The organism is Planctomycetota bacterium (assembly GCA_035384565.1).
Taxonomy (GTDB): Bacteria; Planctomycetota; PUPC01; order DSUN01; family DSUN01; genus DAOOIT01.
This window is the reverse complement of record DAOOIT010000019.1, coordinates 58,896-73,180: the sequence shown is the minus strand read 5'-3', so window position 1 is coordinate 73,180 and position 14,285 is coordinate 58,896. Positions and strand designations below refer to the sequence as shown.

The window sequence follows — 14,285 nt, the reverse complement described above, 5'->3', positions numbered from 1 at the left end:
CATGCTTCAGACGGCCCATCCCTGAGTCTACCGGTTGCTCGGGGTCGTGGCAAGCCGCCTCATCTCGCCGAGGAGCCCGCAAGTGGTCCGCGCCGCCCTGTCGTGCCTTGGTCTGGCTTTGGCCGCCTCATCGTGCATGCCCGTTCAACTCGCCGCGACCGATGAGGAATTCGCCGGCCCCTTCCCCAGTTGGGCCGATGCCAGGCGCGATTACGGCGCCGTGGGCGACGGCCAGGCCGACGACACGGCCGCGCTTCAGAAAGCCCTCGACGACCTGCGCAAAGAGGACGCCACCCGCAAGGTGCTCTGGCTGCCCGCCGGCACCTACCGCATCACCCGCACCCTCGAACTGCTCCGGGCCAAACACCACGAGTCCACCGGCATCAGCATCCTGGGCGAGGACCCGCGCACCACGACCATCCGCTGGGACGGTGCGCCCGCCGGCGTGATGTTCCTCGCCAATCCCTGGTATGCCCGCATCGGGCGCCTGACCTTCGACGGCGCGGGCAGGGCCCTCACCGCCCTCCGCCACGGCGAGGCGTTCACCACCTTCAACGAGCTGTCCGACCTGGCCTTCCGCGACGTGGCCTTCGGCATCGAGGCGGGGATGAAGAACGGCATCGCCGAGACGGCCGTCTACCGCTGCAAGTTCCTCCGCTGCTCGAAGGCGGGCATCAGCATCCAGAACTTCAATTCGCTGGACTGGTGGATCTGGAACTGCGAGTTCAGCGATTGCGCCGTGGGTGTCACCAACCGCTACGGGGCGGGCCACTTCCACGTCTACGACAGCGTCTTCCTGCGTTCCGCCGAGGCCGACATGTCCATCGGCAACACCCAGTACTTCAGCGTCCGCAACAACACCTCAGTCGGGTCCAAGGCGTTCTTCGTCGCCGGGCCGCAGGGCGCGGGCGCCCAGATCACCTTCCAGGGCAACACCACCGATTCGCCGATCACGATCGGCAACCGCGGCCCCGTGCTGCTCCTGGACAACGTGTTTCTCCTCGACGCGGGGCCGGCCGTGAAGCTCGCCGAACACACCCATGCCGCCTCGGTGGGGAACACGTTCCTGCATAACGACGCTGTGCGGCATGGAGCGCGCTTCCGAGCGCTGGACGACCGCGTGACGCGGCGTGAGAAGGTGCCCCCGGGGTTCCTCGACCTTCCCGAGCCGCTGTCGCGCAAGGCGCGACCCGTCATCGAGGTCGCCGCGGGCGCCGACGCCGCGGCGATCCAGAGAGCGATTGACGAGGCCGCTCGCCTCCTCGGCCAGCGGCCCATCGTCCACCTGCCCGCGGGCAAGTACCGCATCGAGGCCACGCTCACCGTCCCCGCGCGCTGCGACGTGCAGCTCGTGGGCGATGGCGTGCTCACGGCCACCCGCCTCGAGTGGGCGGGCAAGGGCGAGGGGCCGGTCGTCCGGCTCCAGGGGCCGTCGCGGGCCACGCTGCGCGAGTTGAGCATCAGCGGCGGCAAGGAGGCCGACGGCCTCGTCGTCGCCGGCTGCGACCAGCAGGGGGGCCGCGTGTTCCTCGAGCAGGTGCTCGCATCGAGCAGCGAGGTGGGCCTGCTCGTCGAAGGCCTGGGCCGCACGAACGTGGTGGCGCGCGACTTCGGCCACGGCTCGAACAAGGGGGTCGGCGTCAAGGTCGTCGGCACCGGCCAGCCGCCCGTCGAGGGCGGCAAGGTGCTCATCTTCAGCGGCGCATCGAGCAACAACGGCCTCAGCTACGACGTCTCGAAGCACGGCTGGCTGCTTGTGCGCGATATGTGGTACGAGTCGGGCAACGAGCCGCGGTTCATGCGCTGCACCGACGCCGGCACGTTCACGCTGCACAACGCCGTGGTGGCGCACAACCGCAAGAAGGTGGCGCCCGGCATTGAAGTCGAGGGCTTCCGCGGCAGGCTCGCGTTCCTCGGGTGCTGCTTCACAGGCGAGCCCGCGACGCTGCCCGCCATCGTCCTCAAGGGCGACGGCAAGGAAACGCAGTTCCTCGCCCTCGGCGCGCATGGCAACGGCGAGTACTATGCGAACGAGTCAGCGGGCGCCCGTGCGGCCCGTCTGCTCAGCGTGCAGTACACCCCAGGCGGCGGCGCAAAAGAGATTGACGACGCGGGCGAGTGGGACGACGCCTTCCTCCGCGACATGCTCGAACAGACCCGTTCGCACCATCCTGAGCCGCTCGCGCGCACGCCTCTGGGCGCCACCGACGCGCGCCTCTTCCGCCTCACCGTCAGCGGGCGCACGGCAGTGGTGGTCAAGTCTGCCCTGAAGTAGATCAGGAGTTCTTGGGGGGCTGGGGGGAGCTTCTTGCAAGAAGCTCCCCCCAGGGCATTTCTCAGCAGCCTTCGGCCATGCAGGCCTTTTCAACGTCGGCCAGGCGCACGCGGGCGCCGTCGTGCAGGGCGGAGCGGTGGACGGCCGCCTCGAAGAGCAACTCGTTCCACGCGGCGTCGCCATCGGCGGGGAAGGGCTGGCCCGCCTTCATCGCCTCGATGACGGCGGCGGCCATGCGGCCGAACGATTCCTTGTACTCCTGCACGCCGGGCTCGACCTCCCAGGTCTCTTCGACCGCGGTCGGCCACGAACTGCCCTTGCAGCGGCGATACCAGCCGTCCAGGCCGCGGGCCTCGCCGTAAGCCGTGTCGCCGCAGATCTGGATGCGCAGCGGATGGTCGTCGTAGCCCCAGAGGTTCGAGCCGTCGAGTTCGCCGATAACGCCGTTGGCCCACTGCATGCGAATGAACCGCGTCCAGCCCCCCGGCTCGCTGGGGTTGCCCGACACGCTCACCCACTCGGGGCGGCCCATCGTCCAGAGAATCTGGTCAATCACGTGCGACCAGCAGTTGAAGTGGGCGCGGGCGCGCACGAGGCGCAGCGTGCCGAACCTGCCCTCGACCGCCTCGTTGTGCAGGCGCTGGAAGTGGCGGAAGAAGCGGTAGTTGTAGTTGATGCCGAACTGGAGTTTCGACGCCTTCCACTCCTTGATGGCGGCGGCGGCGATGCAGGCGTCATGCTCGCGCACGCGGTACTGGCCTTCCATGCCGCACAGGGGCTTCTCGGTGAACACGTGCTTGCCGGCGGCGAGCAGTTGGCGCAGCGGCGGGATGCGCCGCGTCTCGTTCGTGATGAGCAATGCCAGCTCGAACTCGGCGCCCGCCAACAGTTCCTCGATGGACGCGAAGCCGGGCGCCTTGAACTCCGCCTTCGCCGTCTCCAGCAGCTTCGGGTCCATGTCGCACACGGCCACCACCTTGGAGTCGGGCAGGCCGTGGAAGTTCTTCCCGTGCAGAATGCCCATGCCCTTGCCACTGATCAGCGCGCAGCGAATCACGGACGGCTCCTTTCCGGCCACGACGCAGGATTGCTCTCCCACACCGCAGGGGATCATAGTGGGCGGCGTCTGCCCTGTCAAATGCCAGATGGGACCCAGGGGACAAAAGGGACCCAAGGGACGCGAAGGTGCAGCATGTCTCCTTCGTCCCTTGGGTCGCTCTGGTCCCTCACGGTCGGCCTATCGCGCGGAGGCGGTCTCAGGCAGGAAGGGGCGGCAGGAGGATGAGTTCGCAGTGCTCGGCGATGCGGGCGAAGTCGGTGTCCGAGGTCAGGAGCGGCAGACCCTGCTCGATGCAGGCGGCAGCGATCAGGGCGTCAGTGTGGCCGGCCTGGACGCCCCGGCGCTGGCACGCGTTGCGGAGGCGCGCTGCGGCCACATAGGTGTCGCGCCCCAACGGGACGAGTGGGAACGACCGCAGGGCCTCGACCAGGCGGTCGAAATCGCGCGCCAGCCGCAACCCCTCCAGAAGTTCCTCGAGGATTGGCCCGATGAGGTGAATCTCGTCGCCCCGGGTCACATGCGCGTGGAAGGCCCGAACCCACTCATTCGCCGCATCGGGTCGCGGACGACGGAGCACAAGCGACCAGACGCAGGTGTCAATGACGATGTTCACGGCCGCGGCGGTCCTGCTTGTAGTCCCAATCGCTTCGGAACTCGAACGTGCCGAGGTGCTTGATGATCTTGCGCTGCTCGCGGCGCTCGATCAGTTCTTCGAGGGCCGTGGTGACGGTCTCTTTCTTGGTGCGGAAGCCGCCCACGCGCTTCGCCTTGTCGAGCAGCGCATCGTCAATCGCCAGATTCGTTGCCATGGCCTTGCTCCTGAGTGTGTAGCCTTTACACATAGCGTATCACTGCCTGGGCCGCCTGTCAACGGCAATTGCCGTGCGACCGAACCAGGGCTTGATCTCCCGCCCCGATTCGGCGATGGTAGAGGCGCGCGGCCTCAAGCCCACTGGAGGAGAGCCCCATGCATCTGCCCTCGTTGTTTACCGTGGCTTCGCTGCTCGTTGCCGCAACCTGGCTTGGGGCCGCCGAGAATGCCCCGAGACCCGTCTGGGACCTGGCGAAAGCGTACCGCGAGACGACGCCGACGCGCGAGCGGGTGTGCATCAACGGCCTGTGGCGCTGGCAGCCGGCCGCGCCCGATGCCACGCAGCCTGCGGCCGGCAGCTGGGGCCTCTTCAAGGTGCCCGGCTCCTGGCCCGGCATCACCGACTACATGCAGAAGGACTGCCAGACGGTGTTCCCCCACCCAAGCTGGCAGAACGACAAGCTGAGCGGCGTGACGGCGGCCTGGTATCAGCGGGAGATCACGGTTCCGAAGGAGTGGAGCGGGCGGCGCATCGCGCTCGCCGCCGATTACGTGAACTCGCTCGCCTCGGTCTTCGTGGACGGCAAGAAGGCGGGCGACATACGGTTCCCGGCAGGCGAGGTGGACCTCACGGCGGCCCTCCGCCCGGAGGGCAGGCACGTGCTGTCGCTTCTGGTCACGGCGCTGCCGCTCAAGGGCGTGATGCTGTCTTACAACGACACGAACGCGGCTCGCCAGGCGAAGGGCTTCGTCGCAAGGCGCGGCCTGTGCGGAGATGTCTTCCTCGTCAGCACGCCGGAGGGGGCGCGAATCGGCGACGTGCGGGTGACGACCTCGGTGCGCAACGGCGAAGTGACGTTCCAGGCGACGCTCGATGGCCTTGACCCGGCAAGGACCTACGTCTTGCGCGCGGCTTGTAGTGCGGGCCTCAGCCCGTCGGAGCCCAGGATACGGCCTGAAGGCCGCACTACGAGCGAAGTCGAGTTCACGAGCCAGCCCTTCAAGGGGGCCGAGGTGAAGGACGGCCGTATCGCCTTCACGGGCAAATGGAAGCCTGAGAAGTTGTGGGACACGCATACACCGCAGAATGTTCACGCCGCTCGCGTGTCTCTGCTCGATGGCGATGGCAAGGCGCTGGATGCCGCGTTCCCCGTGCGTTTCGGCTTCCGCGAGTTCGGGATTGACGGGCGGGACTTCTATCTGAATGGCAGCCGCATCTGGCTCTCCGCCGTCCCCTTCGATAACGCCCAGGTGGGCGCGGCCTGGGCGAGCTATGAGGGGGCGAAGGAGAGCCTGCTTCGCCTCAAGAGCTTCGGCATCAACTGCGTCTACACCCACAACTACGGCTGCGAACCCGGCTCCCACCTCGGCTTCGAGGAAATCCTCCGCGCCGCCGACGACGTGGGGATGCTCGTCTCCCTCTCCCAGCCCCACTTCGGCCACTACGACTGGAAGATGGACGACGCGGACAAGGCCAACGGCTATGCCCGCCACGCCGCCTTCTACACCCGCGCCGCGGGCAACCACCCCTCCGTGGTCTTCTACTCGATGAGCCACAACGCCACGGGCTACGCCGAGGACATGAACCCCGACCTGATAGACGGGAAGTTCGCCGACCGCGACCCGTGGTCGCTCAACAACGTCAAGCTCGCCCTCCGCGCCGAGGCCATCGTCAACAAGCTCGACCCCAGCCGCATCATCTACCACCACTCCTCCGGCAACCTCAGCTCGATGCACACGAGCAATTTCTATCCCAACTTCGTGCCCATCCAGGAGATGTCCGACTGGTTCGAGCACTGGGCCACGGAAGGCGTCAAGCCGGTCTTCACCTGCGAGTACGGCGCACCCTTCACCTGGGACTTCGCCATGTATCGCGGCTGGTTCAAGGGCAAACGCGAGTTCGGCTCCGCCGCCGTCCCCTGGGAGTTCTGCTTCGCCGAATGGTGCGCGCAGTTCCTCGGCGACAGGGCCTACAAGCTCTCCGAGGCCGAGAAGACCAACCTGCGCTGGGAGGCCAAGCAGGCCCGCGCCCGCGAAGGCTGGCGCCGCTGGGACTATCCGCACGAGATCGGCTCGCGCATCTTCGACGACCGCCACGAAGTGATCGCCATGTACACCACCGACAACTGGCGCGCCTTCCGCACCTGGGGCGTCTCCATGAACTCCCCCTGGGAGCACGGCCACTTCTGGCGCCTGCGCCCCGGCATGGACCGCAATGCCCGCACGGAGCTGAGGGTGGACTGGGACAACCTCCAGCGCCCCGGCTTCAGCCCCGACTACCTCGAGGACCGTTACGAGCGGATGGACCTGGCCTACGACCTCAAGGATTGGGAGGCGACAGCCGACGCGAAGGCCCTTGTCCGCAACAACGGCCCGCTCCTGGCCTACATCGCGGGCAAGCCGGCCCGCTTCACGAGCAAGGACCACAACTTCCTCCCCGGCGAAACGGTCGAGAAGCAGATCATCGCCATCAACAACTCCCGCGTGCCCGTGACGTGCGAGTGCTCCTGGACGCTCGCGCTCCCCAACGCGGTGAAGGGCGCGAAGCAGGTGAGCGTCGAGACGGGGCAGCAGGCTCGCATCCCGCTGAGCATCCTCCTGCCGCAAGACCTGCCGCCGGGCGCCTACAGGCTCTCGATGGCGGCGAAGTTCGGCACCGGGGAGACGCAAGCCGATGAGTTCGTGGTTCACGTCCTGCCCTCGCCTCCCACCGCCAAACCAGCGGTCAAGATCGCGCTCTTCGACCCCAAGGGCGAGACGGCGAAGCTGCTGAGCGCGATGGGGGTGGCCTTCGAGGAGATACGCGGGGCGGAGATGCCCCGCCCACAGACCGAGTTGCTCATCATTGGCAAAGGAGCACTAAGCGCCACGGGGTCGGGGCCGGACCTCGCCCGTGTGCGCGACGGCCTGAGGGTGCTGGTCTTCGAGCAGACGCCTGAGGCGTTGGAACAACGGCTCGGGCTCCGCATCGCGGAGTACGGCCTACGCCAGGTCTTCCCCCGCGTGCCCGACCACCCCGCGCTCGCCGGGCTCTCCGTGGAGAACCTGCGCGACTGGCGCGGCGAGGCGACCATCCTCCCGTCCCGTCTCAACTACACACTGAGCCGCCGCTACAACATGACGCCCACCGTCGCCTGGTGCGGCCTCGAAGTGCCGCGCCTCTGGCGCTGCGGCAATCGCGGTAACGTGGCATCCGTCCTCATCGAGAAGCCCGCCTGCGGCGACTGGTTGCCCATCGTGGATGGCGGCTACAGCCTCCAATACAGCCCGCTGATGGAGTACCGCGAAGGCAAGGGGATGGTCCTTTTCTGCCAGATGGACGTGACCGGCCGCACGGAGAGCGATCCTGCGGCCGAACGCATCGTGCGCAACCTGTTCAATTACCTCGGCTCCTGGAAACCGGCTCCGAGGCGCGAGGTAGTCTATGCCGGTGACGCGGCCGGCCGCTCCCACCTTGAGAAGGCGGGCATCCGCGTCGCCGCGTTCGCGGGCCAACTCAAGCCCGGCCAGGTGCTTGTCGTCGGCCCGGGCGGCGGTGCCGCCCTCGCTCCCCACAAGGCCGCCATCGTCGCCTGGCTCAAGCAAGGGGGCCAAGTGCTCGCCATCGGTCTGGCCGAGCGCGACGAGCCCGCTTTCCTGCCCTTCGCGCTTTCGTTGAAGCGGGCCGAGCATATCGCGGCCACCTTCGAGCCGCCCGGCGCCCAGTCGCCCCTGGCCGGCATCGGACCGGCCGATGTGATGAACCGCGACCCCAGGGAGATGAACCTCGTCTCAGGGGGAGCCACCGTCGTGGGCGATGGTGTCCTCGCAGTCGCTAAGGACGCCAACGTGGTCTTCTGCCAATTGGCCCCCTGGCAGTTCGACTCCGAGAAGATACCGACCCGCCGCACGTTTCGGCGGGTGAGTTGTCTTGTCTCGCGGCTCCTGGGCAATCTGGGCGTGGGGGCGGAGACGCCGCTCCTCGCCCGCTTCGCCGAGCCAGTGGGCGCCGGTCCACAGGCCGCCAATCTGCTGAAGAACGGCGATTTCAGCGCCGATGCCGACCGCGACGGTGTGGCCGACGGCTGGCAGCTCAGCGGTGGCATCGGCAAGATGTCTGCGCCACCAGAGGGTGGAGCAGGCCGCGCTCAGTGTCTCACGCTTGCGGCGCCGGTTGACCAGAAGCCCGCCACGATCATGCTCGCCCAGCACGACGTGCCGATGCAGAAGGGCCAATGGTATCGCATCTCGCTGCGGGCGAGGGCCGAGGGGATGAAAGGCGCCCGCGTGAGCCTCGTTGTTCAGAACACCGCGACCTGGCGGCAGTTCTTCGACTACCAGGAGTTCGTCCCGGGCGATGCCTGGAAGGCCTTCACCTTCACTGTGGAGGCCAACGACACGGCGGCCAAGGGCACGAAGTTCCAGGTCTGGCACGGCGCCCCGGGCACCCTGTGGCTCGCCGAGCTGCGGATGGAGCCGTGCGATCCGCCGAAGCAGGGCCGCTGGCTCGCCGGCCTCTACCTCGACCGGCCCGAGGAGTGGGACGACCCGTATCGCTTCTTCCGGTGGTGAGGCTCTCGGAACCTCCCGCAGGTTACGAGCCTGCGGGAGGTTAGCCGTTCACGCCTCCTCGACGATCTTCATGCCCGTGGCCTTGGCGAACTCCTCGACCTGGGGCCGCAGGTCGCCGTAGAAGGTCACGCGGTGCCAGCCCCAGCCCCAGTTCGTGGTGAGCTTCTCGAGGTCGCCCTTGAGGTCGCCCGCGAGCTTGGTGCGGCAGGCCTTGTCCTCGTCAATGTTCTCCACGCTCTTGGACTGGTGGAAGAGGATCTGCTTCGAGCCGCAGTTGAGTTCGAGGGTGGTGGTCATGTAGCCCAGCGGGAGGAGGGAGCGATAGACGGCGCCCTTGCGGTCCTCGGAGTGGCTGCGGATGTCGGCGGGGTTGGAGGGGCCGCTGGGGCCGAAGACCTTCCGCGGCGCCACGCAGTGGGCGTAGATGATCTGGTTCTTCGATGTGTCCACCACGGGGTCTGAGATGAAGCCGGGGCGGCCCGTGAGGGTGCCGAAAACCATCATCGTGATGGTGGACATGATGTCGGCCTCGCAGGCGCCAACGAGGCCGTCGTCGTTGAGCTGGGTGAAGCCGAGGCAGGGATAGGCCTTGATGTGGCCGCCATAGAAACCGCCCAGGCAGTTGATGGTGATGGCCTGGGCGTTGCGCTTCTTCAGCACGTCCAGCATGGCGAGGTACATGGCGCCGGAGCGCTGAATCTCGTCGGGCGTGGGCTCGATGAGTCTCGTGTCGGGGGTCTTCAGCCACTTGTCGGCCCATTTCGCCGCCGCGTCCTTCTCGGCGGCCTCGTAGGCGGCGTGCAACTCCTTGAAGTCCACGGGCACCACTTTGACGCCGACGGCGTCCTCGATGGTCTTGGCGATGCCGGGCATGCCCCATCCGCCGCCGACGGTGAGCATGGTCTTCTCTTTGAGGCGCTTGAGGCACTCAGCCATGTCAAGGGCCTGCACCCTGTCTTCCTTGCAGGCCGTCATGTCGCCCATGGGCGCGGAGTTCTTCAGGCGGGCGGCTTTGGCCGCGGCCACGAAGTCCTCGGCGGTCTTGCCCTGCTTGAGGAGCGCGAAGCAGTTGGCCGAGGCCACCACGTCGTCGAGGCGCGACGACGAGACCCACTCGACGGGCTTCTTCGAGCGGAGGACGCCCGGAAGCTGCGTGAGGAACTCGCCCGAGCCGCCGTAGAGGTCATCCACGAACAGCGAGGGCTTGCCGGTGGTGGCGAGGAGGCCCGAGGCGCCGGTCCAGAGGCCCAGGAGGAAGACGAGGTAGCCATCGAAACCGGCGTCCTTGTCCTTCTCGATGAGTTCCTCGGCCTGCTTGCGGTTGAGGACGTCGGCGGGGACGAACTCGACGTTGGGGCAACCGGGGACCAGCTTGTCGAGGATCTCCTTCTTGCGCTTCTCGAAGTCGTAGCCAATGTTCGGCCAGATGGGGCCGGTCGAGGGCACATAAGTGAAGGCCAGTCGCACCTTGGCCTTGCCGCCCGCGGCCGGAACGGGGGCATCGGCCGCGCCCGCCCTCAAGCCCATCAGCCCAGCGGCTCCTGCCGCGCAGCCGCCCAGGAACGCCCGGCGGCTGAGGGGGCAACGGCAACAACCCATCGGTCTGTTCATGCCCGTCTCCTTTCAGAGCTGTGCGGTAGTTCGAACGGGTGTCATCCCGAGCCTGTCGAGGGATTTTCCAGCAGGCTCAGCCGATTTGAGAGTGCGGTGCTCCATCGCGGCGGCAAGCCCCCGAAAGGTCGTTCGACAAGCTCACGACAAGAAGACTGGCCACCTGCCCTGGACCGTGGCGTGGGTGATCAGGCTTCCTCCACGATTTTGAAACCCATCAGGGCGCCCAGGTGCCTGATGTCCTGCGTGTGGTCGCCGTAGAAGACGGCGCGGTGCAGCAGCGCCATCACGCCGCCTTTGAGCACGCCGGCGCCCCAGTTGTGGAACATCGAACGCGCGTCCTTGACCTCGGTAACAAACTGCGTGCGGCAGCCCAGCGGGCTGTGGGTGACCTCGATGATCTTGCCCGTCGAGATGAGCATGGTGTCGAGGTTGATGAGCTTGGCGCACGTGACCACCTGCCCCACGCGGTTCTCGACCTCCAGGGCCACGCCGCCCTGGGTGTCGGTCTGGCAGCGAATGTTGAACGGCTGCCGCTTGCCCGACGGCCCATCCAGCTTCGTGGCGGACGTGCAGTGGAAGTGGATGAGGGCGTTCTTCGCCGTGTCGAACACGGGGTCGGTGATGAAGCCGGGGACGCCGAACGCGTAGCCGAACATCAGCATGGTGAGGGTCGAGTCAATATCGCCCTCGCAGGCGCCCACGAGCCCCTCGTCGTTGAGCTTGCTGAAGGTCAGGCAGCCGCGCGGGTTGCCCATGCAGTGCGAGCTGGTGATGGCCCGTGCCCGCTCTCTGGCCATCATGGCCCTCACCGCGAGGTACATGCGGGCCGACTGGATCACCTCGTCGCGCTTCGGCTCCACGAGCTTCTGGGCCGGCTTGAGCCAGTACTCCTCGGCCTCGGCCTCCGCGGCCTTGAGGTCCACCGCGTTCATCGCTTCCAGCACCTGTTCGTTCTTCACGACGAGCGCCTCGGTGCCCAGGCGCTCCTTCACCTGCTTGAGGTCACAGGCCGCGGCGGTGCCCACTGGGCCGCCCACCACGAGCACACGGGTCTGCCGCATCCAGGCCGGCACGCGGAGCAGCGCGACCATATGGTCGAGTTCGCCCCAGTCGCTCGTGGGCAGCAGCACCACCTTCTTGCCCGCCTTGGCGAGGGCGGGGAAGTACATCCAGCCGTGGCCGCTGAAGGGCTGCGAGAAGACCGCCGCAGGCACCCCCGTGTCGAGCAGCTTGCTCAGCACCGGAGCATCGCCGCCGTGGCCCGACAGGTGGAAGAGCAGCGCACCGTCCGCGTTCTTCAGCTTCGCGGCCACCTCCTCGACTTTCACGTCGGGGATCAGGTCGCCGCCGACGAACTCCACGCCGCCGAGCTTCCTGGCCACGCCGTCGAGGTACTGGTTGAACTTGCCGATCTCGTCGGTTGGCCTGGAGAGATAGTGGCCGCCGGTGCGTCCGGCAAACACCTTGTAGATCTTCACGGTCGGCAGCTTGGGCGGCCAATCCTCTCCGTCGGCGCCTGAGACCAGGTCCCTCCACGAACCTGCCAGCAGCGCCCCGGCCGCCGCGGACGCGGCGAGGAACTCGCGGCGAGTAACACTCTTGCGCATGGTTCCCTCCTTTCGACCTGGATGGCGAATGGGCCGGCCGGAACCAGCTATGGCATGCGCCGACTATAGCCCGCCAGCAAGGCGTTGTCAACTGCAAACAGTGGCCAGGAAGTCCTTGATTCGCGCGACCGAGGGCGGGCAACCGGGGAGGTAGCGATGGCCGACGGCGTGCTCGGCGGCGCAGCGGCCGATGAGGATCGCGTCGGGTTCGCGGGGTGCAGAGCCCTCGCCCACAACCTTGCCAATCGCGATAGGACGCCCTGGGAGCGAGATGCCCGCCTGGCGGTTCTCGCGCAGGGCGCGGATGACGTTGAGCTTGCATGCGCTGCACGCGGTGGTCATCTGGAGGCGCAGGCCGGGCAGCTCGCGCATCATCGCCTCGTAGGGGCGCTCGAAGCGCCGGCGGATGGTCTCGACGGGCACACCGACGACGCGGATGGCCGCGGGGTCCAGCAGCCCCTCCTCGAAGGCGTACTGGAGGGTCCGCGCTTCAGCGATCTCGACGCCCATTGCCGAGGCCGCCACGGCGTCCACCGACGGCGTGTGCCGGCTGGCGAAGATGTGGCCGAAGTTCGCCGGCCGCCCGGCGTGCGGGCCGATGCCCTCCATCCCCAGCGTGCCGTCTACGATCGTCAGGTCGGGCGTGATCAGGCGGTTGAGGGCCACGAGGGCGCGGTTGATGTCGAGATCGTTGTGGAACGCGCGCTTGTCCTCGTTGCGGATGCAGCCCTTGAGGTTCTTCATCCCAAGGGTCACGAGGCAGTCAATGTGCGTCTTCATTACGGCCACGTTGATGAGCCTGTCGCACTCGAAGACGAACTGGCTGATGCCGGTTTCGGGCGGCAGAAGGGGCGAGGCGTTGGCGAAGACGCGATAGCCGTGGCTCGGCATCGCCGCCCATTCGGCCCCCGCCGCCTCCACTGCCGCGGCCATGCCGGTGTCAACGAAGACTTGCTCAGGTTTGGGTGTGCCGTAGTATGAGCCGTCGGCCACCACAATGCGGCCGGCCCCTCTCGCCCGCGCCCACTCGATGAGAGCGACGACAAGGGCGGGGTTGGTCGTGCCCGCGGTTGTCCAGTGCTGCGCCGCGTGGAGGTTGGGCTTGATCAGCACGGAGTCGCCGGGCCGCATCACGTCGTCGGCTTCCGCCAACGCCAGCACGCGGTGCAGGGCGCTGCTGTGGTCAGCGCCGCTCTGCACGACGGCAACTGTGTTCATCCTGACGTGGCCTCATCGCATCCCATGGCGTGTCATCGTGAGCCTGTCGAACGACCTTTCAAGGGCTTGTTGTCGCAATGCAGGCTCCCCCACTCTCTGCGGCTCCGAGCCCCCGAAAGCTCTCTCGACCCCCTCGGAAGAGGTCATGGGGGCCTGGGCTTCGCTCCTCTAGGCGGTCTTGGCCAGCGCCTTCTCCAGCCATTCGCCGAAGCTCCACTTCGGCTCATAGCCCAGCAGCCGCTCGGCTTTGGCGAGGCTGTACCAGCGGTCAATCTTCTTCGGGAGTTGAACGCCGCGTTCCTCCAGGAGCGCTGCCTTCGGGAAGTAGCGGAGGATCACCGGCCGCGCATCGCTGAGGAGGGCAGGGGCGTCGGCGCTTGTGAAAGGCACCTTGGCCGTGATGATGATCGCCTCGTTCCTCAGGTCGCTCCTCAGTGCCAGCACGTGCGCCATCGCAATGTCGGACACGTGGAGCCACTGGGTGAGCAGCGAAAGCCCCCAAGCGGGGTCAGTCTCGTCGCGAGGGATGAACGTGCCGGGCCGCAAGGCGATGTAGGGCATGCCGTGGCGGTGGCGCATCATCTCGCAGAGCTGCTCGCCCACGTGCTTCGAGACGCCATAGAGATCCTCGCACGGGCGGCAGGGGCGCGATTCGTCGAAAGGCAGCTCTTCGGGCCGCTCGTAGCGGTAGCCCATCGCCGCGATGCTGCTGGTGTAGATGACCCGCTTCACCCCCGCCTCCGCCGCGGCCTGGAGGATGTTGTAAGTGCCCTTGATATTGCAGTCCAGATACTGCTGCGGCGTGTACTGCTTCCACGGGTGGATCGCCGCGATGTGAAGCACCTCGTCCACGGCGCGGCAAAGCCCATTCGCTTCCTCCCAGTTTGCCAGGTCGGCCTGGAGGAACTCGTGGCGCGTCGCCAGCGGCACCACGTCGGTGAGCCGAAGCCGTACGCCCGGCTCGCGTTCGAGGAGCGCCGTCACCGCCTTGCCCAGCACCCCCGCCGCGCCCGTGACGAGGACCGTTTTCACGCTCTGCTCCTCTGCGCCTTGACGCCTGCCCCTGAGCCTGGTAGGGTGTACGTACTTGCACACCGACGCTCCGCGTGCGGAGACCGGCCCGAGGGCTTTCGAAGGCCGTGCACGCCC

9 protein-coding genes are annotated in these 14,285 nt (G+C 67.3%); 2 read left to right on the top strand and 7 right to left on the bottom strand.

What is annotated here, in order from left to right; genetic code table 11:
- Positions 1-82 precede the first annotated feature (82 nt).
- On the top strand, positions 83-2,275 hold the full coding sequence (locus PLE19_09315) for a glycosyl hydrolase family 28-related protein (protein HPD15138.1): 2,193 nt from the start codon (positions 83-85) through the stop codon (positions 2,273-2,275).
- A 61-nt stretch (positions 2,276-2,336) separates the two neighbouring features.
- On the opposite strand, the gene PLE19_09310 is transcribed toward PLE19_09315, so the two are convergent.
- From PLE19_09310 to PLE19_09300, 3 genes are all read right to left on the bottom strand, one after another.
- Complete coding sequence (locus tag PLE19_09310) at positions 2,337-3,332, bottom strand: Gfo/Idh/MocA family oxidoreductase (GenBank protein HPD15137.1); 996 nt, start codon at positions 3,330-3,332, stop codon at positions 2,337-2,339.
- Between the two features lie 199 nt (positions 3,333-3,531).
- Positions 3,532-3,948 carry a PIN domain-containing protein gene (locus PLE19_09305; protein ID HPD15136.1) on the bottom strand — a complete coding sequence of 139 codons (417 nt, stop codon included), beginning with the start codon at positions 3,946-3,948 and terminating at the stop codon, positions 3,532-3,534.
- Positions 3,932-4,144: a type II toxin-antitoxin system VapB family antitoxin gene (locus PLE19_09300; protein HPD15135.1), complete on the bottom strand. Its 213-nt coding sequence runs from the start codon at positions 4,142-4,144 to the stop codon at positions 3,932-3,934. Before PLE19_09300 ends, PLE19_09305 begins: the two co-directional genes overlap by 17 nt.
- Positions 4,145-4,302: 158 nt before the next feature.
- Between PLE19_09300 and PLE19_09295 the strand changes: the two genes are divergently transcribed.
- Entirely contained in the window at positions 4,303-8,697 is a 4,395-nt protein-coding gene (locus PLE19_09295) for a carbohydrate binding domain-containing protein (protein HPD15134.1), read from the top strand.
- Between the two features lie 48 nt (positions 8,698-8,745).
- Here the strand turns inward: PLE19_09295 and PLE19_09290 are convergent, their stop codons facing one another.
- From PLE19_09290 to PLE19_09275, 4 genes are all read right to left on the bottom strand, one after another.
- A complete protein-coding gene (locus PLE19_09290; protein ID HPD15133.1) occupies positions 8,746-10,308 on the bottom strand; it encodes a hypothetical protein in 1,563 nt (520 codons plus the stop codon).
- A gap of 188 nt (positions 10,309-10,496) precedes the next feature.
- Complete coding sequence (locus PLE19_09285; protein ID HPD15132.1) at positions 10,497-11,918, bottom strand: twin-arginine translocation signal domain-containing protein; 1,422 nt, start codon at positions 11,916-11,918, stop codon at positions 10,497-10,499.
- An 87-nt stretch (positions 11,919-12,005) separates the two neighbouring features.
- Positions 12,006-13,136: a DUF362 domain-containing protein gene (locus PLE19_09280; protein ID HPD15131.1), complete on the bottom strand. Its 1,131-nt coding sequence runs from the start codon at positions 13,134-13,136 to the stop codon at positions 12,006-12,008.
- Between the two features lie 168 nt (positions 13,137-13,304).
- On the bottom strand, positions 13,305-14,168 hold the full coding sequence (locus PLE19_09275) for an NAD(P)-dependent oxidoreductase (GenBank protein ID HPD15130.1): 864 nt from the start codon (positions 14,166-14,168) through the stop codon (positions 13,305-13,307).
- Positions 14,169-14,285: the final 117 nt, after the last annotated feature.